The 26,679-nt window shown below is 64.9% G+C and carries 22 protein-coding genes; 13 read left to right on the top strand and 9 right to left on the bottom strand.

Features of this window, described 5'->3' with window-relative positions:
- Positions 1-23: 23 nt before the first annotated feature.
- The gene (locus BLV04_RS17875) at positions 24-830 is read left to right on the top strand and encodes a TatD family hydrolase (RefSeq protein WP_093035457.1); all 807 of its coding nucleotides are present in this window, start codon (positions 24-26) and stop codon (positions 828-830) included.
- On the opposite strand, the gene BLV04_RS17870 is transcribed toward BLV04_RS17875, so the two are convergent.
- From BLV04_RS17870 to BLV04_RS17860, 3 genes are all read right to left on the bottom strand, one after another.
- Positions 811-2,256 carry a cryptochrome/photolyase family protein gene (locus BLV04_RS17870; protein ID WP_093035380.1) on the bottom strand — a complete coding sequence of 482 codons (1,446 nt, stop codon included), beginning with the start codon at positions 2,254-2,256 and terminating at the stop codon, positions 811-813. The two genes, BLV04_RS17875 and BLV04_RS17870, sit on opposite strands and share 20 nt — an antisense overlap.
- Before the next feature lie 247 nt (positions 2,257-2,503).
- Complete coding sequence (locus tag BLV04_RS17865; RefSeq protein WP_093035377.1) at positions 2,504-3,289, bottom strand: dienelactone hydrolase family protein; 786 nt, start codon at positions 3,287-3,289, stop codon at positions 2,504-2,506.
- A 276-nt stretch (positions 3,290-3,565) separates the two neighbouring features.
- Entirely contained in the window at positions 3,566-4,498 is a 933-nt protein-coding gene (locus BLV04_RS17860) for a histone deacetylase family protein (RefSeq protein WP_093035374.1), read from the bottom strand.
- Positions 4,499-4,748: 250 nt separating this feature from the next.
- Between BLV04_RS17860 and BLV04_RS17855 the strand changes: the two genes are divergently transcribed.
- Complete coding sequence (locus BLV04_RS17855) at positions 4,749-7,427, top strand: bifunctional acetate--CoA ligase family protein/GNAT family N-acetyltransferase (protein WP_093035371.1); 2,679 nt, start codon at positions 4,749-4,751, stop codon at positions 7,425-7,427.
- Between the two features lie 136 nt (positions 7,428-7,563).
- Here BLV04_RS17855 and BLV04_RS17850 read toward each other — a convergent pair whose 3' ends face one another.
- The 4 genes from BLV04_RS17850 to ftsH form a co-directional block, all read right to left on the bottom strand.
- A complete protein-coding gene (locus tag BLV04_RS17850) occupies positions 7,564-7,839 on the bottom strand; it encodes a SemiSWEET family sugar transporter (RefSeq protein WP_093035454.1) in 276 nt (91 codons plus the stop codon).
- Between the two features lie 209 nt (positions 7,840-8,048).
- Positions 8,049-9,638 carry a lytic transglycosylase domain-containing protein gene (locus BLV04_RS17845; protein WP_093035450.1) on the bottom strand — a complete coding sequence of 530 codons (1,590 nt, stop codon included), beginning with the start codon at positions 9,636-9,638 and terminating at the stop codon, positions 8,049-8,051.
- Between the two features lie 386 nt (positions 9,639-10,024).
- A complete protein-coding gene (locus BLV04_RS17840) occupies positions 10,025-10,615 on the bottom strand; it encodes a Maf family protein (protein ID WP_093035368.1) in 591 nt (196 codons plus the stop codon).
- Between the two features lie 174 nt (positions 10,616-10,789).
- Positions 10,790-12,724, bottom strand: coding sequence for an ATP-dependent zinc metalloprotease FtsH (ftsH, locus tag BLV04_RS17835; RefSeq protein ID WP_093035448.1), 1,935 nt, complete (start codon positions 12,722-12,724; stop codon positions 10,790-10,792).
- 252 nt (positions 12,725-12,976) lie between these two features.
- Here ftsH and BLV04_RS17830 point away from each other — a divergent pair, with 252 nt between their 5' ends.
- Positions 12,977-13,876, top strand: coding sequence for a PDZ domain-containing protein (locus tag BLV04_RS17830; protein WP_093035365.1), 900 nt, complete (start codon positions 12,977-12,979; stop codon positions 13,874-13,876).
- A 111-nt stretch (positions 13,877-13,987) separates the two neighbouring features.
- On the opposite strand, the gene BLV04_RS17825 is transcribed toward BLV04_RS17830, so the two are convergent.
- On the bottom strand, positions 13,988-14,563 hold the full coding sequence (locus tag BLV04_RS17825) for a hypothetical protein (RefSeq protein WP_093035362.1): 576 nt from the start codon (positions 14,561-14,563) through the stop codon (positions 13,988-13,990).
- Positions 14,564-14,942: 379 nt separating this feature from the next.
- On the opposite strand from BLV04_RS17825, the gene nagZ reads away from it, so the two are divergent.
- The 5 genes from nagZ to BLV04_RS17800 all read left to right on the top strand — a co-directional run bounded on the left by nagZ (position 14,943) and on the right by BLV04_RS17800 (position 19,274).
- Positions 14,943-16,019 (top strand): beta-N-acetylhexosaminidase, encoded by a 1,077-nt coding sequence (gene nagZ, locus BLV04_RS17820; RefSeq protein WP_093035359.1) that lies wholly within the window; start codon positions 14,943-14,945, stop codon positions 16,017-16,019.
- Positions 16,016-16,567, top strand: a complete 552-nt coding sequence (locus BLV04_RS17815) for a hypoxanthine-guanine phosphoribosyltransferase (protein ID WP_093035356.1) — start codon at positions 16,016-16,018, stop codon at positions 16,565-16,567. The genes nagZ and BLV04_RS17815 overlap by 4 nt, the downstream gene beginning before the upstream one ends.
- Before the next feature lie 202 nt (positions 16,568-16,769).
- Positions 16,770-17,246 (top strand): hemerythrin domain-containing protein, encoded by a 477-nt coding sequence (locus BLV04_RS17810; RefSeq protein ID WP_093035353.1) that lies wholly within the window; start codon positions 16,770-16,772, stop codon positions 17,244-17,246.
- Positions 17,247-17,371: 125 nt separating this feature from the next.
- The gene (locus BLV04_RS17805; protein ID WP_093035350.1) at positions 17,372-18,112 is read left to right on the top strand and encodes an S-methyl-5'-thioinosine phosphorylase; all 741 of its coding nucleotides are present in this window, start codon (positions 17,372-17,374) and stop codon (positions 18,110-18,112) included.
- A 142-nt stretch (positions 18,113-18,254) separates the two neighbouring features.
- A complete protein-coding gene (locus BLV04_RS17800) occupies positions 18,255-19,274 on the top strand; it encodes a hypothetical protein (protein ID WP_093035348.1) in 1,020 nt (339 codons plus the stop codon).
- An 80-nt stretch (positions 19,275-19,354) separates the two neighbouring features.
- Here BLV04_RS17800 and BLV04_RS17795 read toward each other — a convergent pair whose 3' ends face one another.
- Complete coding sequence (locus BLV04_RS17795) at positions 19,355-19,903, bottom strand: SprT family zinc-dependent metalloprotease (protein ID WP_093035346.1); 549 nt, start codon at positions 19,901-19,903, stop codon at positions 19,355-19,357.
- 581 nt (positions 19,904-20,484) lie between these two features.
- On the opposite strand from BLV04_RS17795, the gene rimP reads away from it, so the two are divergent.
- From rimP to truB, 5 genes are all read left to right on the top strand, one after another.
- Positions 20,485-20,943 (top strand): ribosome maturation factor RimP, encoded by a 459-nt coding sequence (rimP, locus tag BLV04_RS17785; RefSeq protein ID WP_093035341.1) that lies wholly within the window; start codon positions 20,485-20,487, stop codon positions 20,941-20,943.
- 138 nt (positions 20,944-21,081) lie between these two features.
- Positions 21,082-22,584 (top strand): transcription termination factor NusA, encoded by a 1,503-nt coding sequence (gene nusA / locus BLV04_RS17780; protein WP_093035338.1) that lies wholly within the window; start codon positions 21,082-21,084, stop codon positions 22,582-22,584.
- Between the two features lie 18 nt (positions 22,585-22,602).
- The gene (gene infB / locus BLV04_RS17775; protein WP_093035335.1) at positions 22,603-25,356 is read left to right on the top strand and encodes a translation initiation factor IF-2; all 2,754 of its coding nucleotides are present in this window, start codon (positions 22,603-22,605) and stop codon (positions 25,354-25,356) included.
- A 4-nt stretch (positions 25,357-25,360) separates the two neighbouring features.
- Entirely contained in the window at positions 25,361-25,771 is a 411-nt protein-coding gene (gene rbfA, locus BLV04_RS17770) for a 30S ribosome-binding factor RbfA (RefSeq protein ID WP_093035331.1), read from the top strand.
- A complete protein-coding gene (truB, locus tag BLV04_RS17765) occupies positions 25,755-26,672 on the top strand; it encodes a tRNA pseudouridine(55) synthase TruB (protein WP_093035328.1) in 918 nt (305 codons plus the stop codon). The genes rbfA and truB overlap by 17 nt, the downstream gene beginning before the upstream one ends.
- The last annotated feature ends 7 nt before the right edge of the window (positions 26,673-26,679 follow it).

Raw genomic sequence — 26,679 nt, 5'->3', positions numbered from 1 at the left:
CGATGCCGTCCGGGATGCGACTCATGATCGATACACACTGTCATTTGGATGTCGCCGAGTTCGATGCCGATCGGGCCGCGGTGTTGGCTCGGGCGCGTGCTGCGGGTGTGGCCGCTATCGTGGTCCCGGCCATCCATGCGGAGGGTTGGAACGGTCTGCTCGCGCTCTGTGACTCGGCGGAGGATCTCTATCCGGCGCTGGGTCTTCATCCGGTTTATCTTGACCGACACAGTGCCTCCGATCTCGATGGGCTGGAGCGGGCAATCGCCGGGCATCGCCCGCTCGCGGTCGGCGAGATCGGTCTGGACCATTACCTGCCCGAGCTGGATCGGGCACGTCAGCAGACCCTGCTCGAAGCGCAGTTGTCGATCGCTCGGGACGCGGATCTGCCGGTCCTCTTGCATGTGCGCAAGGCGCATGAGGAGATGTTGGCGGCCCTACGGCGTGCGCGGGTGAAGGGCGGTATCGCGCATGCCTTCAACGGCAGCCTCCAGCAGGCGCAGCAATATCTGGATCTGGGCTTCCGGCTCGGCTTCGGAGGGATGTTGACCTTCACCCGCTCCTCGCGTTTGCGCCGTCTCGCGGCCGAGCTGCCGGTCGAGGCGATCGTGCTCGAGACGGATGCGCCGGACATGACGGTCGCCGCGCATCGGGGCGAGCGCAACAGTCCCGAGTATCTACCCGATGTTCTGCAGGCGTTGGCCGAGGTCAGGGGCGAGTCGCCCGATGTCTTGGCGGCCCTCACGACGGAGAATGCGGGCGCGGTCTTGCCGGGCCTCGACGGGATCGATCGCTCCGGTTCTGGCCGAGTCAGCGCCCCGCCGATTTGACGACCTCGTAGGCGGCTAGGGCCGCCTCGCGCGATGCCTTGAGATCTACGATCGGGGCCGGGTAGTCGCGCCCGATTCGGATGCCCGCGTGATCGAGCAGGGCGGTCGGGGCGGTCCAGGGTTGATGGATGTATCTGTCCGGGAGTCGGGCCAGCTCCGGGCACCAGCGTCGAACATAGGCCCCGCTCTTGTCGAAACGCTCGCCCTGCAGGATCGGGTTGAAGATGCGGAAATAGGGGGCTGCGTCCGCACCGCAGCCGGCGCTCCACTGCCAGCCGAGGCTGTTGGCGGCGAGATCCGCGTCGACCAGGGTGTCCCAGAACCAACGTGCGCCGGCCTGCCAGGGCAGGCGCAGGTTCTTGGTCAGGAAAGAGGCGACGACCATGCGCACCCGATTGTGCATCCAGCCGGTGTGCCAGAGCTGGCGCATGCCGGCATCGACCAGCGGGATGCCGGTCTCGCCGCGCTGCCAGGCCAGCAGCATGCGTTCGGCGTCCTCCTCACGCCAGGGCAGAGCGGCGAAGCGTGGATCCAGCGGTTCGTCCGTGGTGTGCGGGTAGTGATAGATCAGATGGTGAGCGAATTCGCGCCAGCCGATCTCTCGCACGAAGGGCTCGACTGGATCCGCGGTCGGGTCGCCCCAGCGCTCTTTGACCATGGTGAGGATTCGACGCGGACCGATCTCGCCGAAGTGCAGGTGCGGCGAGAGCTCGGATGTCCCGGTTTGGGCCGGCAGGTCGCGCTCGGTCGCGTAGCCCCGGACGCGGTCCTGCAGGAAGGTGCGTGCGAGCTCCAGCGCGCTGGTCTCGCCGGGTGTCCAGGTCTCGCGAAGTCCCGCGTCCCAGGGGATGCTCGGCTGCAGCCCGAGGCGTTCGAGGGGCAGCGAGACGAGAGACTCGGGAGGCGGCGGCAATGCGGCCGGAGCGGGCAGGGGGGTGACATCGGAAAGCCGAGCGGCGCAGCGACGCCAGAAGGCGGTGAAGACCCGGTAGGGCTCGCCGTTGCCGGTGGCGATCTCCCAAGGCTCGAACAGAAGGGATGCGTTGTGGCTGTCCACCCGCAGGCCGTCGGCCCGCAGGGCTTGTTTGATCCGGCCGTCACGCTCGCGTGTCGTCGGGTCGTAGAGGCGATTCCAGTGGATCCGGGTGGCGCCGGTCGTCGCGACGATCCGCCGCAGCTCGGCGAGACTGTCCCCGCGTGCGATCAGGAGCCGATTGCCGAGGATCCGAAGTGCTCCGTCCAGGCTCGCCAGGCTGCCGTGAAGCCACCACTGACTCGCTGCACCGGGTGTCCAGGGCGCTTCCGAGTCCGGGTCGTGGACGTAGACGGGGACGAGTCTGTCGCAGTCGACCAAGGCCGCTTGGAGCGCCGGATTGTCGTCGAGACGAAGGTCTCGACGGAGCCAGAGTATGACGGTGCTCGGCATTGAGGGGTGCGGTCTCGGGTCGATTTGGATCGGGTTGCGGGATGTTCGAGAGTAAGCCGCTGGGTCTCTTGCTCCCGGTCGGAACGACCGCCGGGGATGTCGGGCCTCGCTTTCGCTCGGCCCAACCTACGGAAAAGGCTTTCCCGATTTTAGGACTTCACCATCCTGAACCGCGTCACCGCCGACGGTCATGAATTGCGCAAGGTGGGACTGGACTGAGGCGCGAGCATGTCCAGCCGAACGCGATTCAGTCCGCGAAGACCTCGTCGAAGAACCCCTGCATCAGCGCCCAAGACCGCGCATCGGCCTTGGGGTCGTAGACGAGTGCGTCCATCCCGTAGGCGGCTGCACCGGGGTTGGTGAAGCCGTGGCGCGCGCCCGAGTAGACGATCATCTGCCAATCCGCCCCGGCGGCGTCGAGCCCCTCTTTGAAGGCGGCGATGCGCTCGGGCGGGACGAAGCTGTCGGCCTCGCCGTGAGCAATCAGGATGCTGGGCTTGATCGTGCCGGGCTGCACATTGCTCGCCGGCGGCAGGGAGCCGTGGAAGCTGGCGACGCCGTCCAGATCCGCCCCGCCATAGGCCATCTGCATCACGGTAGCACCGCCGAAGCAGTAGCCGATGGCGGCGAGCTTCTCGGTATCGACACGGTCGCTGGCCTTCAGGGTGTCGAGTCCGGCCATAGCGCGCTTCTGCCAGGCCGCTTGATTGGCGGTAATCTGCTGCATCCAGCCCTGGGCGTCGGGCGCATGCTCGGTCACCTTGTTGTCGCCGTACATGTCCGCGGCGAAAGCGACGTAACCCAGCTCGGCGAGCATCTCCGCGCGTTTCTTCGCGTAGTCGTTGAGCCCCCACCACTCATGGATGACGAGCACGCCGGGGCGCTTGCCCTCGAGGGCATCGTCGTAGCTCAGGTAGCCGGTCAGCACGGTGTCGCCGTCGCGGTATTCGACGCGCTCGGTCTGGATGGCTGCGCCTGCAACGAGCGGGGCGCAGAGGAGCAATGCGGCCATGTGGGTCGATGGTCTTCTCATGAGTCTCTCCGATCCGGTGGTTGACTGAGCTTTGTAACAGGTCACGCGCCGCGGTCGAGTGCCTCGGAATGCGGGCGAGCGCCGCAGTTCTCGAAAGGTCAGGCCATTCGGTCCGGATGACAAGCCCGGTGCCATCGGTCCGGAGCAGCGTGCCGCAAGTGTGATCGGCGCGTGATCGGCATTGCGACAGGGGCGGGACCTCTCTATCCTAATGCTGCAATGCAACAGCGTGTCGGGACTCCCCTCGCGATCCCGGTCCGTTTCGGCCAGAAGGCGTCACGCGGGCCCGATCAATTCATCGACATGGGCACTGACGCTGCGTCCGAGCGCGGACAGGCTGTAGCCGCCTTCCAGGCAGGACACGACACGCTCTTGCGCATGCCGGCTCGCCAGCAGATGGAGCTCGCGGGTGATCCAGGCATAATCGGGCTCGCGCAGATTGAAATGCGCCATGTCGTCCTCGGCGTGGCCGTCGAACCCCGCGGAAATCATGATCAACTGGGGCTCGAAGGTGTCGAGCTTGGGCAGCCAGGCGGCCTCGACAGCGGCCCGAAAGGCGGCCCCGTCGGTCAGCTTGGGCAGCGGCAGGTTGAGGATGTTCGGCGCATTCGTGTCTGCGCCGCACCCGGGATAGAAGGGGTGCTGGAAGCTCGAGCAGAAGAGCACCCGCTCGTCGCCGCTGAAGATCTCCTCGGTGCCGTTGCCGTGGTGGACGTCGAAATCGACGATGGCGATTCGCTCGATGCCGTGCTCGGCCATCGCATGTGCGGCGCCGACGGCGACGTTGTTGAAGAGACAAAAGCCCCCGGCCGAGCGCCGTCCGGCATGATGGCCGGGCGGGCGCACGCAACAAAAGGCGGCGTGATGTTTTGTGCTCATCACCAGGTCGACCCCGAGGATGGCGCCGCCGGCCGCGCGCAGGGCAGCCGGCAGGGTGTGGCTGTTCATGGCGGTGTCGCCGTCGACCCAGACCAAGACGTCGTCGACCTCCGGGGCGGCGTCGATCAGCCCCTGGACATAGTCAGCATCATGCACGCGGTTCAACTGCGCCACGCTCGCCTCGGGTGCGTCGTAGTGGGTCACCAGCATCTCCATGCCCGAGGCGATCATGCGGTCCTGGATGGCGTAGAGCCGCTCCGGACACTCGGGATGGTGCGCGCCCATCTTGTGCTGCTGACAAAATGGGTGAGAGATAAAGGCGAGGTTCATGCGAAGGTCCTCGATGCATTGATCGCACGCGGGACCCTGACGGCGCCCGGGCAATTCTCGTTGTCGTTCGGCGCGCGTTCGCGCCGGTGTCGAATCCCTGGATCCAATTTTTTCATCTTCGAAACGCGTCTACGCCGACGCCCGTCGATGCATCCGAGGCCGAGTCGATGCAGCGATGCGGCATGTCGCGCCCGACGCGTTTCGAACGCGGTTTAGCTTAATCCTTTTTATTGCCCGGGAGGGCGATTCCATGCGCGTATCCGATATCGAACAACTCTTCACGCCCACCGCCGTTGCGGTCTTCGGGGCCAGCGACAGCGAGGGGTCCATCGGCGGCATGGTGTTTCGCAATCTGCTGGCCGGCGGCTTCAAAGGCAATGCCTATGCAATCAATCCCAAATACAAGGAGGTGGCCGGGGAGCCCTGCTACCGCGACCTGGGTCAGCTCGACAAGCATGTGGACCTGGCGCTGATCGCCACGCCCGCCGATCGAGTTCCGGCGATCCTCAATCAGTGCGGCGGCTACGGGGTCAAGGTGGCGGTGGTCCATTCCGCCGGTTTCGGCGAGTACGGCGAACGCGGGATCAACCTTCAGGAACGAATGGTCGAGGCGGCCCGCAGCAACCGTATCCGCGTCCTCGGACCCAACTGCATCGGGGCGATGCGCCCGCAACACGGCCTGAATGCCAGCGTCGGACAGGATCTTCCGCGTCGCGGCAACGTCGCTCTGGTCTCGCAATCCGGGGCGATCTGCACGGCGATGATCGATTGGTCCGAGCGCCGCCGAATCGGTTTCTCGGCGATGGTGTCGCTGGGCGCGGCGGCGGATGTCGACTTCGGGGATGTGCTCGACTATCTCGCCTTGGACAGCCAGACGCAATGTATCCTGCTCTACGTCGAGGGGATCCGCAACGCACGCCATTTCATGAGCGGGCTGCGCGCGGCGGCGCGGTTGAAACCCGTGGTGGTGGTCAAGGCGGGGCGGCATCCGGCCGGGACCCGCGCGGTCAAGTCGCACACCGGTGCCTATGTGGGCTCGGCGGACGTGTTCCGCGCCGTCACCGAGCGCGCCGGTGTGGTGCAGGTCTCCAGCCTCGATCAGTTGTTCGCGGCCGCCCAGGTCTTCGGCACGCGTCGGCGTCTGGCGGGCGACCGCATCGCCGTCATCACCAACGGCGGCGGGCCGGGCGTGCTGGCCGCGGATCGCATCATCGAGTTGGGGCTCTCGCTCGCGCAGATCAGCGATACAACACGCCAGACGCTGGAAAAGGCGTTGCCGGACCATTGGTCGCACGGCAACCCGATCGATATCATCGGCGATGCCCCGCCCGAGCGCTATCGGATTGCCCTGGACGCCTGTCTCGCCGATCCGGAGGTCGACGGCGTGCTCTGTATCCTGGCCCCCTTGGTGTTCGGCGATCCGGTCGCCACGGCTGAGCAGGTCATCGCGTCAGCCAAGGACAGCCGCAAACCGGTGCTCGCCTGTTGGATGGGCGGGAAGCGGGTCGCCGAGGCCCAAGAGCTCCTGGCCGAGCACGACGTGCCGCACTTCGACAGCCCCGAGGTGGCGATCGACGCCTTCTCTTTCCTCGCCACCCACCAGCGCAACCAGAAGCTGCTGATGCAGTCGCCGGGTCCGCTCTCGCAGGAAGACGCGCCGGACGTGGAGGGCGCACGCCTCATCATCGAGGGCGTCATGGCCGAGGGACGCAAGACGCTCGGGACGGTCGAGGCGAAGGCGATCCTTTCGGCGTTCCGCATTCCGACGATGCAGGCGGTGTTGACCCGCACGCCGAACGAGGCCCTGATGGCCGCCCAGGCCCTCGGCTTCCCGGTCGTGATGAAGATCAACTCGCCGGATCTGGAGCACAAGTCCGATGTCGACGGCGTGCGTCTGAATATCGACGATGCCCAATCGGTGCGCCGGACCTTCACCGAGATCGTCGAGCGTGCCAAGCGGCTGCGCCCGGATGCGCGTATGGAGGGCATCACGGTCGAGCACATGGCCTCGACGCGCGCCGCACGCGAGCTGATGATCGGCGTGACCCGGGATCGGATCTTCGGTCCGGTGATCAGCTTCGGCGCCGGCGGTACCAAGGTGGAGGTCCTCGAGGATCGCGCGCTCGGTCTGCCGCCGCTCAACGCTTTCATCATCCAGACCATGATCGATCACACCCGGATCGTGCGTCTCATGGGCGCCTTCCAGCATATGCCGCCAATGAATCGCGTGGCCTTGGCAAAGATTCTTCAACGGGTTTCGGAGATGGTCTGCGAGTTGCCGGAAATCATCTCGATGGACATCAATCCATTGATTGGAAACGACAAAGATGTCGTCGCCGTAGATGCGCGCATCAAGGTCGATTATCGTCCGCCCCAGCAGACGACCTACGGACACATGGCGATCCACCCCTATCCGAGCCACCTCATCGAGCGCGTCCAACTGCCGGACGGCAAGGATCTGGTAATCCGACCGATTCGCCCGGAAGATGCCGAGATGGAGCAGGAGTTCGTTCGGGGGCTTTCGGAGCAGACCAAGTATTTCCGGTTCATGCAGGCGATCAAGGAGTTGACGCCCGAGATGTTGGTGCGCTTCACCCAGATCGACTACGACCGCGAGATGGCCCTGATCGGCGTGGTCGAGCACGACGGATCCGACGTCCAAGTCGGCGTGGCGCGCTATATGGCTCGACCGGGTGGGGAGGCCTGCGAGTTCGCGATCGTGGTCTCCGACACCTGGCGCAACCTCGGTATCGGCGCCAGATTGATGCGTTCTTTGATGCAAAACGCTCGCTTACGCGGTTTTCGTGTGATGGACGGCGAGGTGCTGAGCGCCAACAGTCGGATGCTGGCCCTGGTCAAATCGCTCGGATTCCGCATCGAGAGCGACCCGCAGGACATGGCGGTCAAATGGGTAAGCAAGGTGCTTTAAACCGCGTCCGGCAGGGTATGCCTTGATCTACGTGTGAAGCACCTCGGGCGTCCATCCGTCAGGTTGGCGTCGACGCGGTTTAAGTTTTTAATCTTGAGGTATTTTAGATGGATAGGGTGAACAAACGCAGCGCAATCTACCCGGATGGGCTCTCCGGCGTTTCGCAGAGCTTGTGCCAGAGCACGATGGAGGCGAGAACTAGGGTGATTGCGTTCGCGACGATCACGGGCCAAGAGCCGATCAGCAGTCCGTAGAGGCCCCAGAGCGCGACGCCCGCGCTGAAGAGCGCGTACATCCAAAGCGAGATGGCCCGAGTGTCACGGGTCCGCAAGGTGCGCACCACCTGGGGCACGAAGGAAAGGGTGGTGAGCGCCGCCGCAGTGAACCCGATGGTCTCGACCCACAGAGTCACTGCGACGGACGCCCCGGCGCAACCACAAGCGGCCGGTACCCACCAGGCCCGCGAGCGGAAAGTCGACCTCCCGAGAGCCGACAAGCGGAAATAGAGTTTCCCGTCAGCGCTTTGTTTTCAATATTCATTTAAACTGCGTCGCGCCGACCGTCATTGGTTCGTAACACGCCGGATTTGCTCGCATCCTGTCATGCCCCTCAGGACGCGGTTTAAATGCTGACTTTGAGCTTCTGCCCCGGGCGAATATTGTTGTCGTCGGGCCGCATCTTGTTCAGCTTGCGCAGCTCGGCGACCGTGATGCCGTTCTGAACTGCAACGCGATAGAGCGTCTCCTGCGGCTTGACGACATGGTAGCGCGAGGCAGTGGTCGACTTCTTTGCTGTCTGTGCGGTGGGCGCCTTCGCAACCTGCTGTTTGGTAGACGCCTTTGCCGCTTGCTTGGGCGATACCTTCGCCACCCGCTGTGTCGTCGACGCCGCTGCCGCGGGTACCGGCTTGGCGCTCTGGCGTCCGACCTTGGCGACCGCCTGAAGGTCCACGGGGGAGGCCTTCGGCTTAACGCGCGCGACCATCGTCGTCGACACGGGTGGCGGATGGCCGGCGACGCGGTTCTTGGTCCCGGCCGGCAGCCAGACCGTGCTGCCCGCCGGAAGATTGGCCCGACCGTCACGTGCAGGGTCGCGCCAGTGCATATTCAGGTCGGCAAGGCGATACGGGGTCAGGCCGTAATGTCCCGCGACATGGTCGACCGGCATGCTGTGCTGGAGCACCAGGCGATCGTGCGGCCAAGGCTCCTCGCGGCGGACGCCCTCCGGGAAATAGCGATCGGCGTTGCGCGTCACCTCGCGGGCGGCGATGAATTCGGCATAGAAATTTCGCGACGCGAAGCCGAAGTACTGACCCCGATAGTTCTTCACGATGTCGCCGATGTCGTTGCCGTGTTGGGCCTTTGCATTCGCCATCCCGCCTTGGCCGTGATTGTAGGAGGTGATGGCGAGCGGCCAGCTCCCGAGGCGACGATGGGCCTGGGACAGATAGCGCGCGGCGCCGTCCGCCGCGATGATGGGATCGAGTCGCTCGTCGACGGTGTCGTTGACGTTCATATACATCCGACCGGTTGCGGGCATGAACTGCCACACGCCTGCGGCGCCGACGCCGGATCGGGCATTGGTCTGAAACGAGGATTCCACGTGCGGGAGATAGGCGAGATCCTCCGGGACGCCGTGGCTGCGCATGATCTCGCGAAAGGCCGTGTCGTACCGCCCGCTGATCTCCACGCCGCGATGAAAGCGTTCGCGCAGACCGCGTTGACTGCGCACGCGATCCGCAGCCCCGTAGACCGCACCGCGACCGCCGGCCTGCTCGAGCTTCGCCAAGAGCGCCTTGTCGCTGCTGCTCAGGCTCTGTCCGGTTCGCACGCGCTCTTCCAGAAGGCGCAGCTGGCCCTTGTAGGAATCCGTACGGTCACGCACCAACGACCGTTGCGGGTCCGTATAGCCCTCTTTGATGGGCGAGGGCAGTTTGATGACCTCGTAGACGACGCCCATGTGCTCTTCGTCGTGGATGGCGACCTCTCCGCGGCCCCAGATTCCGTAGACGTGGCGCCAGAAATCGACATTGGGCTGGATCTCGGCCGGCACCGGAAAGGTGTCCGAGCCGGCTACGACATCGCCTCGAGTCCAGCTCTCCTCAGAGGTGTTGCGTTGGCCGCCGTCGCTGCCGCAGCCCGCCAATCCGAGCAGGGCAATCGATAACAGCAGGAACGACAGATACCTGATACTGATCGGATAGGTCGGCATGGTCCGCATGTCCTCTCGAGCGTGATCCGGGCGCGTCAAAGATCCTGCGACGGCGGAGGACCCGAATGAGTGCGCAGGCTCGTTCGGGGCCAAGACGATGCCATGTGAATGCGCAGCGACATCATCGACTCGGCAAGCGCGCTCCGTGCAATCTGTTCGGCGACGTTTTGATATTGGCTCACGAAATCCGTCTTTGCAATGGGCGTTTGCAGAGAAAACGCCTTCTTTCTTGATGCGCTTTGCAGGGCTCGTATTCTTGAAACGGCTTGAGCTTTTGCTGTCGAATATCATATTTTTCAGTAAGTTATTGGAGCTGATCATTGCAATGGATTTCTATTTCGTTCGGCGTGTCCGGTGATTGAATTCGACCCCGATTCACTGCTTGATCAGTCGTGAAGCGGATGCATGCCTTCTGATTCCAACAATGAGACCAAGCGGATGAGAGGTAATCCGATCAAAGTATTGGGATCGTCACCTTCAAGCCGCTCGAATAACGCGATACCGAGACCTTCCGCCTTGAAGCTGCCGGCGCAATCAAAGGGCTGCTCGCGATCCAGGTAGCCTTCGATCTGTTGTCGGTCGAGGCGTCTGAAATGGACGCGAAAGGGTTCGACGAGTGTTTGAGCGCGCCCGCTCGCGGTGTTCAGCAAACACAACCCCGTCTGGAAGACGACGATCCGCCCGGACGCGCGCTCCAGTTGGGCGATGGCGCGGGCGCGGTCTCCGGGCTTTCCCAAGATATCCTCGTCGATACAGGCGACCTGATCCGACCCGATGACGAGTGCGTTCGGATGGGTGGACGCAACCGCTCTGGCCTTGGCCTCCGCCAAGCGCAGGACCAGCACCTGAGGCGATTCACCGGGTCGCGGGCGCTCGTCGACCTCGGGGGCGGCGGTCGTAAAGGGCAGTCCCAAGCGCTCCAGGAGTTGGCGCCGGTAGGGCGAGGTCGAGGCAAGAACGAGCGCGGGCGCAGGCACTGTGTCGGGATCCTGATGGGGTTTCCGGAGGACGCCTCGATGCCTTTGCGTCAAGGCCGGGGCGCTCGGTCGGTCGGGCTGAAGTATAAAACAAAAAAGCCCTCGCAATCGATTGCGAGGGCTTGAATTGATCCGCTCGGCCGATGGCCGGGCGGGGATTGTCGCAGAGTTAGGTCAGACCCCGCCGACGGCACCTCCGACGACGGGCGGCTCTTTGCGCGGAGCGCCTCCTTTGGGGAGGTCGCCGTTGCTGCTGCCGGACGTCGGCTTCGCGTTGCCGGCGTCGTCTTCGGGCTCGCGCATCGGCTGACCGGACATGATGTCGTCGATCTGATCCTTGCCGATCGTCTCGAACTTGAGCAGCGCCTCGGCCATCGTGTGCAGCTTCTCGATGTTCTCCTCGAGCATCTGCTTGGCGCGCTTGTAGTTGCGGTCGATGATCTGCCGTACCTCCTTGTCGATTGCCTGCGCGGTCTCGGGCGAGACCTGACGCTGCTGCGTCACCGAGCGACCGAGGAAGACCTCGCCCTCGTCTTCGGCATAGGCCAGCGGACCCAGGTTGTCCGACAGACCGAAGCGCGTGACCATGTTGCGTGCGATATCGGTCGCGCGCTCGATGTCGTTGGAGGCGCCGGTCGTCACGTGCTCGGGCCCGAAGATCATCTCCTCGGCCAGACGTCCGCCGAACAGGGTCGAGAGCTGACTCTCCAACTGACGCTTGCTCATGCTGTAGCGATCGCGCTCGGGCAGGAACAGGGTCACGCCGAGGGCACGTCCGCGCGGGATGATGCTGACCTTGTGCACAGGATCATGCTCGGGCACCAGACGCCCGACGATCGCATGGCCAGCCTCGTGATAGGCGGTCAGCTTGCGCTCGGACTCGGACATCACGATGCTGCGCCGCTCGGCACCCATCATAATCTTGTCCTTGGCGCGCTCGAACATCTGCATCGAGACCTCGGTGTGCCCGGCGCGGGCCGCAAAGAGTGCGGCCTCGTTGACCAGGTTGGCGAGATCGGCGCCCGAGAAGCCGGGTGTCCCGCGGGCGATGGTGCGCGCAACGACGTCTTCGGCGATCGGTACCTTACGCATGTGCACCTCGAGGATTGCCGCGCGACCGGCCAGATCGGGCAGACCGACGACCACCTGGCGGTCGAAGCGGCCCGGACGCAACAGCGCCGGGTCGAGCACATCGGCGCGGTTGGTCGCCGCGATCACGATGATGCCCTCGTTGCCGGCGAAGCCGTCCATTTCTACGAGGAGCTGGTTCAGGGTCTGCTCGCGCTCGTCGTGCCCGCCGCCGAGACCCGCACCGCGCTTGCGACCGACGGCGTCGATCTCGTCGATGAAGATGATGCAGGGCGCGGCCTTTTTCGCTTGCTCGAAGAGATCACGAACGCGCGAGGCGCCGACACCGACGAACATCTCCACGAAGTCCGAGCCCGAGATGCTGTAGAAGGGCACCTTGGCCTCGCCGGCGATCGCCCGTGCCAGAAGCGTCTTGCCGGTGCCGGGAGGGCCGACCATCAGCACGCCGCGCGGGATACGGCCGCCGAGGTTCGAAAATTTCTGCGGGTTGCGCAGGAAATCCACCAACTCGCCGACCTCTTCCTTGGCTTCTTCGACGCCCGCGACGTCGCGCAGCGTGACCTTGATATCGCCCTCGGCATGCTGGCGCGCCCGGCTCTTGCCGAAATTGAAGATCCCGCCGCCACCTCCACCGCCACCCATGTTGCGGCGCATGAACCAAAACCAGACGCCGATTAGGAGCAGGAAGGGCAGCCAGGCGATCAGCATCTGAGCCAGAACGCTCGGGCGCTCGGGCGGCTCGGCGCTAATGCTCACGCCGTTCTCCAGGAGATCGCCGACCAGCGCGGGATCACCTGGATCGAAGGTCTCGAAGCGGGATCCGTCTGTCCTCAGTCCCTTAACCTTTTGATCCTGGATGGTGACTTCGCGGATCGACCCGTCCGAGAGCTCTTGAAGGAACTGGCTGTAGCTCAAACTGCGGGGCTCGATCGGGTCGGAGGTCGTCATGCTGTTGAACATCATCACCAACCAGATGGTGACGGCGACCCACAGCAACAGATTCAGGTTTTTCGCATTCATTCTCAGGCTGTCCTCGTTGACCATCGCTCGGCTGGAGCGCGACGCTCTGCCTCGCGGCATTGGCGGGTACATCGGGGCATGGGTCCGAAAACCAACGGAAACGCTGCCGCGGTCGATGACCGATGGGAGCTTACCAGTTTTGAGGGCTCTGCGATCAACTGTGCGCCGTCGTTCGGCGGTGCGGGCGTGGCGGGAACGCGGCGGACCGATTGCGGTCGCAGGCTCACGTCCTGTTCACCGAGGCTCTCTACGATGCACCCAGCCGTTCCTCTCTTGTCGGCCGGCTTTGCGGCCGGTGCCCTCGTCGGCGCTGCCGCTGTCGCCGGCTATCTCGCAATGACCGAACCGCAGTCGCCGGCCTCGTCCGATGGCGATCGCGTTGCCGAGACGGCCTCGGCGATGCCGCTCCCGACTGCGCTGAGTGTGACCGAGGAAGTCGATCCGGCCCCGGACGTGCCGCCGGCCGAGTCGGGAGCGTCCGCGCGCGATGCGGTCGCGCCCCGGGCGCTGCGAGATCTGGAGTCGCAGGTGACGGAGCTGCGCGTTCGGCTGGCGAGCGTGGAGCAGGCCATCAACCGCGTCCTGAGCGCCTCGACAGCGACCGCTGGCGCGGCCGACGAGGTACGGCCGCCGGCCCCGCGCACCGCCGAGGAGCGGCGCGGCGCACTCGTGGCCGCGGGCGTGGATCCGGTCATGGCGGAGGATTTGGTCCTGAAGGAGGCGCAGCGCTCGCTCGAGCGACTCTCTTTGCGGGATCAGGCCATTCGCGAGGGCTGGGTCGGGACCGCCCAATATCGCGAGGAGCTCTCGCGGATCAACGCGGACGAGCGCTCGCTTCGCGAGGAGATCGGCGACGACACCTACGACCGCTATCTCTACGCAACGGGTGCGGATAATCGCGTGAAGGTCGATTCGGTCATCCCCGGCTCCGTCGCTGAGATTGCGGGACTGCAAGCGGGCGATCTGATCGAGTCCTACGCCGACGAGCGTCTGTTCGATTTCTCGGAGTTGCGCAACAAGACCACCGAGGGCGAATACGGGGAGCAGGTCGCGGTGCAGGTTCGCCGCGCCGGCCGCGTGATCGAGACCTGGGTCCCGCGCGGTCCGCTCGGCGTGACCCTGGATTCGGCGCGGGTCGGACCCGCGCCCTGAGCGCCTTCGCGAAGCGCGTCCGGCAAGGCGATCGGCTCGCGGGAAAGATGCGTGCCCCGAGCATCGGGCGGTTCGCCTCGCCGCCGGGCATGGTTGCCGGCGGCGCGGGCTCTACTGCAGGTCCTTCGCGACGTCCTGCATCAAGACCGCCAGGGGACCGGCAACAGGGGGTTGGCCCGGCGGCACCTTGCAGTCGCGACAGGATGCGGTGTAGACCCGATCCAGGCGGACCCTGCCGGTTGCGGTATCGCTCGCGCGGATCCGCATGGCGATGGTTCCGCTACGCTGATTGGGTTGGGTCCAGGTCAATGCCGTCAGCGCCGGTTGGACGAGCAGTCCTCCCTCGTGAGCCTCGGATGCGTGCTCGAGCGGAATCACGCCGGCGAAGAGGTCGCTCCGGTCCAAGTCCTCCGCGATGAGTTTTTGGATCCACCAGGCCGAGACCTCCGGCGTCGCCGAGGTGCGCCCGTCGACGACCGGGGCAATCGCGAGGGCGGGCGGGCCGTCGTAGATCTCCCCGGATGCCGTCGCCTTGGGCCTGGCCGGTGCCGGCGTCCCGACCACGGTGGAGGTTCCGACCCTGGTCGAGGTCTGGACCGGAGCGGAGGTCGGACTGGATCCACAGCTCACGGTCGCCAAGGCGGCAACGGCGACGAGCAGCAGGTGCGAGAAACGGCGGGGCAACATAGACGCGGACCTTTGCTGAGTTTTACGGAAGAGGCGGTCGGAAGAGACGCCGGACGCCTGTCGTACGAGTGCTTCGAGGTCGTCCGGCTGGTGCGGAGAACCACCGGCGGCGCCTATCATAGCGGTCTCGGGCATGTGCGCGCAGCCCCGGGAAGGTCGAGACGCGGCGGCCCTAGGAGCGAGGCTGTTGCTGTGTTACAACGGCGGCCGTGAACCTAAATCCTTGGGGTCGGTGTGCTGCGGCGATTCTCGGCCGCGGACGGATGCGAAGCGAGCGGTGTTGCGTATGAAGCGAGCAATAGCGGGTCGGTGGATGCTGTGTCGGCCCGAGGGTTTCAGACCGGGCCATGTGCTCGGTCCGGAGGCGGGAGGCTAGTCGGTGTCTTTGGGTCCCGTCATGCTCGATATCGCCGCAACGGCACTCGACGCCGAGGATCGCGAGGTGTTGCGCCATCCCGCCGTGGGCGGGGTCATCCTGTTCGCGCGAAACTTCAACTCGCCCGCGCAGCTCGCCGAGCTGACCGCCGAGATCCACGGCCTGCGCGAGCCGCATCTCTTGATCGGGGTCGATCAAGAAGGCGGGCGGGTACAGCGCTTTCGCGAGGGGTTTACGCGACTGCCGCCTGCGGGACGCTTCGCCGATCTCTACAATCGGCATCCCAGAGACGCCCGCGCGAGCTGCGGGTCCGTGGCCTGGCTCATGGCCGCGGAGCTGCGCTCGGTCGGCGTGGATTTCAGTTTCGCACCCGTGCTCGATCTTGACCGCGGGCTCAATCCGGTGGTCGGCGATCGCGCCTTCGGAAACCGGGCGCGCGCCGTGGGCGACCTGGCGCTGGCCTGGCTCGACGGGGTGCGTCGCGCCGGCATGGCGGGCGTGGGCAAGCATTTTCCCGGACATGGCGGGGTGAGCGTGGATTCACACCTTGAGCTGCCGATCGATCCAAGACCTTACACGGACCTCTTAATGGAGGATCTCATCCCCTTCGAGCGCCTGATTGCGCATGCTCTGGAAGGGATCATGCCGGCCCATGTCCGTTACCCTCTGGTCGACGACCGCCCGGCCGGATTCTCGCCGGTCTGGCTGCGCGACATTCTGCGCGGTCGGCTGGGTTTCCAGGGGGTGATCTTCAGCGACGACCTCAGCATGGGTGCCGCGGCATCCGAGGGTGATCCGGTCGAGCGTGCTCGCGCCGCCTCGGACGCCGGTTGCGATATGCTGCTGGTCTGCAACAACCGCCCGGCGGCGCTCGCGGTTCTCGATGCGTTCGTCGATCATCACGACCCCGCGGCCGAGCTGCGTCTGCTCAGGATGCACGGCCGCGGTCAGCATGAGCGAGCACGCCTGCACGAGCAGCCCGAGTGGCAGCACGGCGTGCAGTGTGTGGCTCTTCTCGAGGGGCTCGAGACGCTCGATCTGGAGCTCCTCGATCCAACCGACCCGGAGGCAACTGGATGAAGCTCGACCCGAAAGACTACGCCGCCGTCGCCGCACGTGCGCAACTACTGGTCACGCCCGAGGAGATTGATGCGGCACTCGACCGGATGGCCGCGTCGATCACCGAGCGTCTCGCCGGAAAGGATCCGCTGGTGCTTTGCGTCATGACGGGAGCGGTCTTTGTGGCCGGTCTTCTGCTTCCGCGGCTGCAGTTTCAACTGCGGGTCGACTATATCCATGCCAGCCGCTATCAGGGCCGGACCAGCGGCGGGGAGATCGCCTGGCGCTACCGTCCGTCGGATGCCATTCGCGGCGAGCATGTCTTGGTGCTCGACGACATCCTCGACGAGGGCATTACGCTGCGTCGGATCGTCGATGCCTGTCATGAAGACGGGGCGGCAAGCGTGCACACTGCCGTGCTGGTGTCCAAGGAGCGCGAGCACGCGTGCGAGGCCGATGTCGTCGGCGTGCATGTCGAGGACCGATATCTCTATGGCTACGGGCTCGACTACAAGGACTACTTCAGAAACGCCGCCGGGATCTATGCAGTGGCCGATGACGACGTGTAGACGTGAAGGCTTTATGGGTATTTGTTGAAACGGGAATATAAGTGCCCGCTTTTTGACACCTTTTAAGCTTTGGTATACATCCTGACCCGAGTGTTGTTGCAGCGTGATCGGTCCTCCCGGGGCGGCGGTTTCGTCGCCCCGCGGGGCGCGTCACCGCGGGGACGCGACGACCGCATAACCCATAACGATCGGAGGATGGTGTATGTCGACACTAGAAAGCTACCGCAAAACACATGCGGAGCTGCGTCAGATGATCGAAGATCTCAGATCGCTCCTCACGCCCGAGCAGCTGCGTATTCGCCCCAATGCCAAAACCGCGTACGAGCTGTTGTGCGATCTGGGTACGAAGGTTCGCAGCCATCTTGCCGCCGAGGATCGCAGTCTCTACCCGAGCCTTCTGATCCACGAAGATCCCAAAGTCAAGTCGATCGCCTGGGGTTTCATCAGCGGCGAGAAGCCATTGCGCAAGACCTTCGACGACTACCATAGGCACTGGCTGAAGAACTGCGATTTCAATTTCACGGAGGAATTTCTGGCGGAAACGCATGAGATCTTCGACATGGTCGATAAGCGCATCGATCGCGAAGAGCAGGTTCTCTTTCCGAAACTGATCGAGATCGGCATCTTCACCGATCGACCCGGCAATCGCGGCGCGAGGTTGCTCAATCCGTCCGTCTAACCGTCGATCGTCAAATCGCTCGACGACGAGAATCCGGCGCCGCAAGGCGCCTTTTTTTGGCTTCCAAGCCGCCCTCCGCTAGACTGCGCAGCCCATTTCGAGTCACTTCCGGACGTGGTCAACGCATGAGTCTTCTCGCCATTATCGGTGGATCTGGATTTTCGGACTTTCCCGCCTTGGAGATCGATGCATCGCGTCGCGTCGAAACCCCCTTCGGCGAGACCTCGGCGCCGGTAGCGAGCGGGCGCCTAGACGGTGCGCAGATCCTCTTCCTGCCTCGTCACGGCACCGGTCATCGGCTGCCGCCTCACCGGATCAACTACCGGGCAAATCTGTGGGCGCTGCGAGCCTTGGGTGCCGAGCGTGTCGTCGGCCTGGCGGCGGTCGGCGGGATCGGCGCGCGCTTCGCCCCGCTCGCGCTGGCGGTTCCGCACGACCTCGTGGACTACACCTACGGACGCGAGCACAGCATCTACGACGGGGATCAGGGCGGGCTGGATCATGTCGACATGACCTCGCCGTATTGCGAGGAGCTGCGCCGGGTTTTGATCCGCGCCTGCGTTGAATCCGGTCATCCGGTGATCGAGGAGGGCGTTTACGCCGCGACCCAGGGGCCGCGTCTCGAAACGACGGCCGAGATTGCCCGGCTGGAGCGCGACGGCTGTGACCTGGTCGGGATGACCGGCATGCCGGAGGCCGGGATCGCGCGGGAGCTTGGACTCTGCTATGCGAGCCTGGCGTTCGTCGTGAATTGGGCGGCGGGAAAAGGCGAGGGAGTCATCACGATGGCCGAGATCGAGTCGCATCTGCGCGAGTGTGTCGGGCGTGTGCGCACGGTGCTCGGGATCGTCGCAACCTCGGGTTGATCCGCCGGTCGCTGCGGGTCGGGGCGCATCCGCGGGACGGCCCGATGCGCAAGGGGGAGCGCAAGGTGTTTAAGTACATCAGGAAACTCTGATACAATAAACGTCCCTTCCCCCCAATTTCTCTATTTCAGGAGAATCCGAAATGGCCACCGAGGATACTGCTCCCAAACGCTCCGGTCTTGGTTGGATCCCGAAGCTCTCGCTTTGGGCGGTCGTGATCGCCTTCGGTTATTTGTATCTGAGCTCGGTCGACCGTGATGCCACCGGCGATACGACGCAGGCGGCGGTGGCCGACGAGAGCGGTGTCGAAGCCGAAGGGTTCCAGAAGCTCGTCGACAAGCTCGGCGATCTTACGGCCTCGGCCGAAACCGTGATCGCCGATGTGACCGCCGCCGGGGCGGACGGCTTCCACAAGGTCGTCGATACGGTCAAGGATCTGACCGGCTCGGCCGAGACGGAAACGGCTGAGATCCGTGCCCCCGACGCGGCGCCGACCGAGGACGCGAAGGTCGAGCCGATCGCTGCCGAGCCGGCGGTTGTGGAGGCGAGCGCAGCCCCGCAGGAGTCCGCCGCCAACCCCATGCCGATGCAGGTCGCGGAAGACCGTCCGGCCGCCTCGGCGTTCAATCGCCATTCCGCCCCCTTGCCTGCGACCGCCGCAGCTCGCACTCCGAGCCCGGAGCCGATGTCCGAGCCGATGTCCGAGCAGGTCTCCGAGGTCACGCTCGAACGAACCGCCCCCTCCACTTCGCCTCCGCTGAAAGACGCCGAGGCAACCGTCTTCGCCGAGTCCCTGATGGGGGGCGAGGCGGCATCCGGATCGGCCGACGTCGCCGCGCCAATGTCCGCCCCGATTACGCAGGGTTTCGCGCCGGTTCCGGTGGTACCCCAGCCGTTCGCGCCGATGGAGAGTGCGTCTGCGCCGACCATGCCCGCGCCCGGTGCTCCCGCGTTCGATCGCCGCCAGGAAAGTGCCGCTCAGTATCGGGCACGCATGATGACCGAGTATGAAAACATGCGGCGTGCCGCCGACCAGCGTGCCCGCGAATACTGGGAGCGGATGCAGGTGCCGGGCCCCATGGCCGCGCCCATGGGGTATCCCGCTTACGGCTACGGTCCGGGTTACGCTCCTGCATACGGCGCACCGGCCTACCAGCGCTAGTTCCTGCCGAGCGGGTTCGTCGCATCCGCATTCGGGTGGATGCGCGGATTCGCTCCGCAGACGCAGGCGCGAGCGGTCGTTCAGTATCGCGATTCGGCCTCGTGGTGTAGGGGTTGCCGGCAGCGGCGACAGAGATAGACGATTCCTTGTCGGCAGATTCGGTTGTGGCGAATGCTGCTGATCTCGTGTGTGCCGCAACCGCAGCGATAAAGAAATCGCTGCAGGGATCGTGTGCGCAGCCTCGACACGTCGTACCGATGGCAGCGGGACGGCTCGACGCCGAAATGACGCATGACGGCTTGCCATTCGGCGCCGTGCGGCCGGATGCGCGCCCCGTGCTTGGCGAACGCCACGACATGTGCGACCTCGTGCGGCACGGTTTCGGCGACGAATTCCTCAGGGTGCAGACGTAAAAGCGCCGCATTGTAACGGATGAGTGCGAACGACGTGTTCCGCATCCGCGCCTGGCCTGCCGCGGTCCCGCGAAGGTCGAATCGGATCTCGACCTGAGGCATCGCGAGGTGCAGCCAAGCCTCCGCCTCGCGCAGAAGCGCTCCGGTACGGGTTGTGGCGTGCTCGAGCGGGGAAAGGGGCGCCTCGGGCTCGTCTGTGATCGATTCGCGTGTCATCGGATCCTCGTTGTCCTATTCCCCGCCGGTGCCGTCCTTAGCGCGCAGCCGACCTTTGTCGGTTTCGTGCGACCGTCCGGAGCGCATGTGGCATCCGGTTCTTGCATGCTCGCAGACTGCACTGCAGATGGCTCGTCCGGCAACCGGCGGTCCGCTCGTCGGCGGTGTCGGCGCCGACGACAAGCCGAGCCTGCGGGGTGTCGTGCGGCGTGTGACCACCTCAACGACCTTGCAGATCAAGGTCGAACCGGATACACTCCAAGGGCTTCGTAGATGAAGTCTCCTGCGAGCACCTTGAAGGTCGGCGTTTCTTAAGAACCCCTTCGATGGGGTTTTTTTATCTTGGGCCTTTCGTTGCTGCCGGGCTTCTGGTCGGCGGCCCCACTCGCGAGGTGGTCCGCCGGGTTTCATCTGTCCCGTGTCTTGCGTGTGCGGTCCGTTTCCACGGTCCGGGATCGGATCGGCGCAATCGTCGATCGCTGCCGAAAGGTGATTTCGTTCCGTTAGGTCGTGTCGGGCATGGGACGGATTCTTTAAGTCGTTGGGCCAATGGCCCAATTTTTGTTTCTGAAGGGCGTACGATGGAGCCTGCGGACAGTCGTCTCAACCTGTTGGCCCGCGAGGTTGTCGAGCCTCTGGGCTACGAGCTCGTCGGTGTCGAGCTGTTTCAGCGCGGTGCGAGCGGCGCCACGCTGCGGGTTTACATCGACCATGAACGCGGCATCGGGCTCGACGATTGTGCCGCCGTGAGCGACCAGTTGAGTGCGGTTCTGGACGTCGAAGACCCGCTCCAGGGTCGCTACGACCTTGAGGTGTCGTCGCCGGGATTGGATCGGCCGCTGGTGTTTCCCGAGCATTTTCGGCGTTTCGAAGGCTCGCGTGCCAAGGTTCGATTGAGCGAGAAGATCGAAGGGCGACGCAGTCTGGAAGGTGTTCTTCGGGGTTGCGAAGACGGCATCGTCAGCCTCGAGGCGGACGGTCGTCTCTGGGCGATCCCCGTGAATCGGATCGAGATTGCCAGGCTCGTCCCCATTTTTTGACGTCGCCGGGCCAGCTTAGTAACGGACCAGCGTAGTCACGGACCAGCGTAGCCGCATTCGGTCAAGTCGCACGTCGGTTGTCGATGGCATCGGCCCGAACCTGTTGCGAGCCGGATCTATTGAGTCGGATGAGGTGGAATGAGTAAAGAGATCTTATTGGTCGTGGAGGCGGTCTCGAACGAGAAGGACGTCCCCGAAGGCGTCATCTTCGAGGCCATCGAGGCCGCGTTGGCGTCGGCCACCCGCAAAAAACACGGCGGGGAGATCGATGTGCGTGTGACGATCGACCGCAAGACCGGCGACTATCGCTCCTTCCGGCGCTGGGAGATCGTGCCCGATCCCGAGCAGGGTGTGCTGGATGCTCCTTCGCGGCAGATTACCGAGTCCGCAGCACAGATTCTCGAGCCCGAGCTCGCTCCGGGCGACTTCATCGAGGAAGAGATCGATTCGGAGCTGTTCGGTCGGATCGCGGCACAGACCGCCAAGCAGGTCATCGTACAGAAAGTCCGCGAGGCCGAGCGTGCGAAGATCGTCGAGGCGTTCGGCGAGCGCAAAGGTCAATTGGTGACCGGCATCGTGAAGAAGGCCGAGCGCGGCACCATCATGGTGGATCTCGGCAGCAACGCCGAGGCACTGGTGCCGCGCGACCACGTGATTCCTCGCGAGTCGGTGCGCCCCGGCGATCGTCTCCGCGGCTATCTCTACGATGTCCGCTCCGAGCCCAAGGGTCCGCAGCTGTTTGTCAGTCGTACCGCCCCGGAGCTGCTGATCGAGCTGTTCAAGCTCGAGGTGCCCGAAGTCGGAGAAGGGCTGATTCAGATCCTGGGTGCGGCGCGCGATCCCGGCTCCCGCGCCAAGATCGCGGTGCGGACCACAGACCCGCGTATCGATCCCGTCGGCGCTTGTGTCGGGATGCGCGGATCGCGCGTGCAAGCCGTTTCCAACGAGCTCAACGGCGAGCGCGTCGATATCATCCTCTGGGACGAGAATCCCGCCCAATACGTCATCAACGCCATGTCCCCGGCCGACGTCGTCTCGATCGTCATCGACGAAGAGGCGCGCAGCATGGATGTCGCCGTCAAGGAAGAGAACCTTGCACAGGCGATCGGACGCAACGGTCAGAACGTTCGCCTTGCCAGTCAGTTGACCGGCTGGGAGCTCAACGTCATGAACGAAGAGGACGCGGCGGCCAAAGGCGAGCAGGAAGCCATTCGTTCGGTCCAAACCTTCATGGATCAGCTCGGGGTCGACGAGAACCTTGCGGCCATCCTGGTCGAAGAAGGTTTCAGCACGGTCGACGAGGTGGCTTACGTGCCCTTGGTCGAGATGCAGGCGATCGACGAGCTCGACGACGATACGATCGAGCTGCTGCGCGAGCGAGCCAACGACGTCTTGTTGACGCGTGCGATCGCCACCGAGGAGGACGGATCTCGGGATCCTGCGCAGGATCTGCTGGATATGGACGGGATGGACGAGCCGTTGGCCTATGCCCTTGCGGAACGCGGCGTGGCCACAGTCGAGGATCTCGCCGAGCAGTCGGTCGACGACCTGCTGGACATCGACGGGATGGACCGCGAGCGTGCGGCCCGCTTGATCATGAAGGCCCGCGAGCCCTGGTTTGCGGACGCCCCGCAGGAATAGAGGAATAAAGGTCAGTTCATGAGTGAAGTCACGGTCAAGCAACTCGCCTCTACGGTCGGCATCCCGGTTGAGCGTCTCCTGACACAGCTGAACGAGGCAGGCATCACCGCGGAGAACGCGGAGACCACCTTGACGGAGCAGGAGAAACTCCAGCTTCTCGGCTATCTGCGTCGCAGCCACGGTAAAGCCGAGGCCGACAGCGGTACCACGCCCGGTCAAGTTACGCTCAAGCGCAAGTCGGTCAGCGAGCTGCGCCAGCCCGCTGCGGCGCCACGGGGAAATGTCGGGAGTGCTCGGCCGACCCCCGCCGCGCGGGCCAAGACCGTGAGTGTCGAGGTTCGGCGCAAACGAACCTACGTCAAACGAGCCGACGAGCCGGTCCCGCCGCCGTCCGCAGCCAGCGCCCAGCAGAGGCCGGCCGTGGAACGAGCGCGGCCGCAGCGCGAGCGCCCGGCATCCTCGGCACCTGCGCATGACGGCGGGCGTCGCCGTATCGAGCTCGAGTCGTTGCGTGCCGAGCAGGAGGCGCGCAGGCTTGCCGAGCAGGAAGACCAAGAGCGCCTCGCGCGCGAGCAGGACGAGAGGCGTCGGATCGAGGAGCAGGAGCGACGCGTCGCCGAGGCGGCGCGTGCGGCAGAAGAGGCGGCTCGCCTTGCTGCCGAAGCGGAGGAGCGAGCGGCTGCGAGTACTGCGATCGAGATCGAGAGCGCGATCGAAGCGGACGAAGAGGAGCCCGTGGCGGCGGCCGTCGTGCGTCGCGCCGAGGCTTCGAAGCCGAAGAAGGCACCTCTGAAGAAACCGGCCGAGATCTCCGAGAAGGAGCGTTCGGTCAAGAAGGCCGGACGCAAGGATAGCTCGCGAGGTCGCGAGGCCGCGGTGGCGCCCAGCGCCGATTACGAAGAGATCGATTCCGCGGGCGGTGCTGCCGGTCGCGGACTGCGCCGCAAGAAGAAGACGCTCAAGCCGCAGCTCCAAGACAAGCACGTCTTCCAGAAGCCGACCTCCCCCGTCGTGCGCGAGGTCGTGATCCCCGAGGCCATCTCGGTCGGCGAGCTCGCCAGCCGCATGTCGGTGAAGGCATCCGAGGTGATTCGCGAGCTCTTCAAGCAAGGCGTGATGGTCACCATCAACCAGACGCTCGATCGCGATACCGCGACCATCGTCGTCGAGGAGCTCGGCCACACGGCAATCCGTGCCGACGAGCGCGATGCCGAAGGCGTGTTGATGGAAGAGGTCCAGGAGCAGGTCGAGCAGGCCGAGATGATGCCGCGTCCCCCGGTCGTGACCATCATGGGTCACGTCGACCACGGCAAGACCTCGTTGCTCGACTATATCCGTCGCACTCGTGTCGCCTCCGGCGAGGCGGGCGGGATTACCCAGCACATCGGCGCTTACCATGTCGAGACGGCCAAGGGTACCGTCTCCTTCCTCGATACCCCCGGCCATGCCGCCTTCTCGGCGATGCGTGCTCGCGGGGCCAAGGTCACGGACATCGTCATCCTGGTGGTAGCGGCCGACGACGGCGTCATGCCGCAGACGGTCGAGGCCATCCAGCACGCCCGTGCCTCCGGGGTTCCGATCATCGTCGCGATCAACAAGATCGACAAGCCGGACGCCCATCCGGACAAGGTGATGCAGGAGCTGACCCAGCACCAGGTCGTGGCTGAGGAGTGGGGCGGCGACACTATGATGGTGCAGGTCTCGGCCAAGACCGGCGACGGCATCGACGACCTCCTGGACGCGATCCTTCTGCAGTCCGAGGTCCTCGAGCTCAAGGCGGCGGTCGACGGCCCCGCCCGCGGCACGATCGTCGAGTCCAGTCTGGATAAGGGACGCGGCCCGGTCGCGACCGTTCTGGTTCAATCCGGGACCCTGCGGCGCGGCGACATCATCGTCAGCGGCGGCGAGCACGGCCGCGTTCGCGCCATGTTCGACGAGGCCGGCGTGCCGGTCGAGGCGGCCGGGCCTTCGATTCCGGTGCAGGTGCTCGGTCTCTCGGGCACGCCCTATGCCGGCGACGACGTCATGACGGTCGCCGACGAGCGCCGGGCACGCGAGGTCGCGGAGTTCCGCTCGGCGCGCTCGCGTCAGAGCCGCTTCGACGAGCAGCGCGGCGTCAGCCTGGATCAGCTCTTCGCGCAGATCAAGGACGGCGAGCAGAAGAGCGTCAACCTCATCATCAAGGCCGATGTGCAGGGCAGTCTCGAGGCACTCAAAGACAGCCTGCTCAAGCTCGGGAACGAGGAGGTCAAGGTCGCGCTGGTCGCAGTCGGTGTCGGCGGCATCACCGAGTCCGACGCCAACCTAGCTGTGACCTCCAACGCCATCCTGCTCGGGTTCAATGTCCGGGCCGATGCCGCGGCACGCCGGGTGATCGAGGACAAGGGCCTCGACCTGCGCTACTACAGCATCATCTACGAGCTGATCGACGACGTGAAGAAGGCCATTTCGGGCCTGCTCAGTCCGATCGTCACGGAGGAGATCATCGGTCTGGCTCAGGTGCGCGACGTCTTCCGCTCCTCGAAGTTCGGCGCGGTTGCCGGCTGCATGGTCACCGAGGGTGTGATCCGTCGCAACAGCCCGATCCGCGTGCTGCGCAACAACGTCGTGGTCTACGAAGGCGCGCTCGAGTCGCTGCGTCGCTTCAAGGACGACGTGAGCGAGGTGAAGCACGGCATCGAATGCGGTATCGGCGTAAAGAACTACAACGACGTGCAGCCGGGCGACCAGATCGAGGTCTTCGAGCGGACCGAACGGGCCCGCGAGATCTGATCGGATGAAGGAATTCGACCGTACGGAACGCATCGGCGCCGAGCTGAAGCGTGTCCTCTCCACGTTGGTGCGCGACGAGGTGAAGGATCCGCGTCTGGCCAACATCACGGTCCACGAGGTGCGGGTGGCGCGGGACTTGGCGCACGCCAAGGTCTTCTTCACCTGCTTTCCGACGGACGACGAGGCCGCCGAACAGGTGCGTCTGCTCAACGGGCGGCTCGCCGGATTCCTCCGCCACGCGCTCGCCCAGCGCGTCCGTCTTCGGACCGTCCCTCAGCTGCATTTTGTGTTCGATGAGTCGATCGGCAAGGGCGAGCGCCTCGCGGCGCTGATCTCGCAAGCGGTCGGGCAGTCCGACCAATCCACGCATCAAGATGCCGATCAGGAGCCGCAGGTTGATGGGACGCCGTCGTAATACAGGCCGAGATGTCACCGGCATCCTGTTGCTGGATAAACCGCTGGGTTTGTCGTCGAACGACGCCCTGCAGCGCGTGAAGCGGTTCTACCGCGCAGCCAAGGCCGGCCATACCGGGAGCCTTGATCCTCTGGCGACCGGACTCTTGCCCTGTTGTCTGGGCGATGCGACCAAATTCTCCGCCTATCTGCTGGATGCGGACAAACGCTACCGGGTGCGCGTGCGCCTGGGCGTGACCACCACGACCGCCGATGCCGAGGGCGACATCATCGCCGACGAGCCGGTGGTCGGGATCGACGAGGTGCGCGTGCGCGAGGTGCTGCTCGGCTTTCTCGGCACCATCTCGCAATTGCCGCCGATGCACTCGGCCGTGAAGCACCAAGGGCAGCGGCTCTACAAGCTGGCCCGGCAGGGCTTGGAGGTCGAGCGCACGCCGCGCGAGATCCAGATCTTCGCGCTCGATCTGCTCTCGATGGATCTACCCGAGATCGAGCTGGACGTGCATTGCTCCAAGGGTACCTATGTCCGTACGCTGGCCGAAGATATCGGTCGCATGCTGGGCTGCGGCGCCCATGTCAGCGGACTGCGCCGCACCGCCGTGGGGCCTTATACGGAGACCGCCGGTCCCTTCGTCGGCTTGGACCGGATCGAAGCGATGGCCGGCGAAGACGACATGGCCGGTCTGGATGCGCTGCTCCTGCCGCTCGACAGCGCCCTGGGCCACTGGCCGGCGGTTCGTCTGTCCGCCGATGCCGCCTTTTATTTGCGGCAAGGCCAGGCGGTATTGATCCCGCAGGCGCCGACGGACGGATTGGTCCGCCTTTATGACCCGTCGCAGATCTTCGTCGGTGTCGGCAGTATCCTCGACGACGGGCGCGTTCAGCCCAAGAGGCTGATTTAAACCGCGC

Origin of the sequence: Thiocapsa roseopersicina (genome assembly GCF_900106925.1) — a bacterium.
Classification (GTDB): Bacteria; Pseudomonadota; Gammaproteobacteria; order Chromatiales; family Chromatiaceae; genus Thiocapsa; species Thiocapsa roseopersicina.
This window is presented reverse-complemented; position numbering and strand designations above follow the sequence as displayed.

What these genes read in the sequence shown, in the direction of transcription:
- rimP (WP_093035341.1), top strand. Translation starts at nt 20,485, where the DNA reads ATGGAGCCTGCGGACAGTCGTCTCAACCTGTTGGCCCGCGAGGTTGTC.
- BLV04_RS17875 (WP_093035457.1), top strand. Translation starts at nt 24, where the DNA reads ATGATCGATACACACTGTCATTTGGATGTCGCCGAGTTCGATGCCGAT.
- BLV04_RS17800 (WP_093035348.1), top strand. Translation starts at nt 18,255, where the DNA reads ATGGCCACCGAGGATACTGCTCCCAAACGCTCCGGTCTTGGTTGGATC.
- BLV04_RS17860 (WP_093035374.1), bottom strand. Translation starts at nt 4,498, where the DNA reads ATGAACCTCGCCTTTATCTCTCACCCATTTTGTCAGCAGCACAAGATG.
- BLV04_RS17805 (WP_093035350.1), top strand. Translation starts at nt 17,372, where the DNA reads ATGAGTCTTCTCGCCATTATCGGTGGATCTGGATTTTCGGACTTTCCC.
- infB (WP_093035335.1), top strand. Translation starts at nt 22,603, where the DNA reads ATGAGTGAAGTCACGGTCAAGCAACTCGCCTCTACGGTCGGCATCCCG.
- BLV04_RS17855 (WP_093035371.1), top strand. Translation starts at nt 4,749, where the DNA reads ATGCGCGTATCCGATATCGAACAACTCTTCACGCCCACCGCCGTTGCG.
- BLV04_RS17865 (WP_093035377.1), bottom strand. Translation starts at nt 3,289, where the DNA reads ATGAGAAGACCATCGACCCACATGGCCGCATTGCTCCTCTGCGCCCCG.
- BLV04_RS17870 (WP_093035380.1), bottom strand. Translation starts at nt 2,256, where the DNA reads ATGCCGAGCACCGTCATACTCTGGCTCCGTCGAGACCTTCGTCTCGAC.
- BLV04_RS17795 (WP_093035346.1), bottom strand. Translation starts at nt 19,903, where the DNA reads ATGACACGCGAATCGATCACAGACGAGCCCGAGGCGCCCCTTTCCCCG.
- rbfA (WP_093035331.1), top strand. Translation starts at nt 25,361, where the DNA reads ATGAAGGAATTCGACCGTACGGAACGCATCGGCGCCGAGCTGAAGCGT.
- BLV04_RS17825 (WP_093035362.1), bottom strand. Translation starts at nt 14,563, where the DNA reads ATGTTGCCCCGCCGTTTCTCGCACCTGCTGCTCGTCGCCGTTGCCGCC.
- nusA (WP_093035338.1), top strand. Translation starts at nt 21,082, where the DNA reads ATGAGTAAAGAGATCTTATTGGTCGTGGAGGCGGTCTCGAACGAGAAG.
- BLV04_RS17845 (WP_093035450.1), bottom strand. Translation starts at nt 9,638, where the DNA reads ATGCCGACCTATCCGATCAGTATCAGGTATCTGTCGTTCCTGCTGTTA.
- ftsH (WP_093035448.1), bottom strand. Translation starts at nt 12,724, where the DNA reads ATGAATGCGAAAAACCTGAATCTGTTGCTGTGGGTCGCCGTCACCATC.
- BLV04_RS17815 (WP_093035356.1), top strand. Translation starts at nt 16,016, where the DNA reads ATGAAGCTCGACCCGAAAGACTACGCCGCCGTCGCCGCACGTGCGCAA.
- BLV04_RS17810 (WP_093035353.1), top strand. Translation starts at nt 16,770, where the DNA reads ATGTCGACACTAGAAAGCTACCGCAAAACACATGCGGAGCTGCGTCAG.
- BLV04_RS17830 (WP_093035365.1), top strand. Translation starts at nt 12,977, where the DNA reads ATGCACCCAGCCGTTCCTCTCTTGTCGGCCGGCTTTGCGGCCGGTGCC.
- truB (WP_093035328.1), top strand. Translation starts at nt 25,755, where the DNA reads ATGGGACGCCGTCGTAATACAGGCCGAGATGTCACCGGCATCCTGTTG.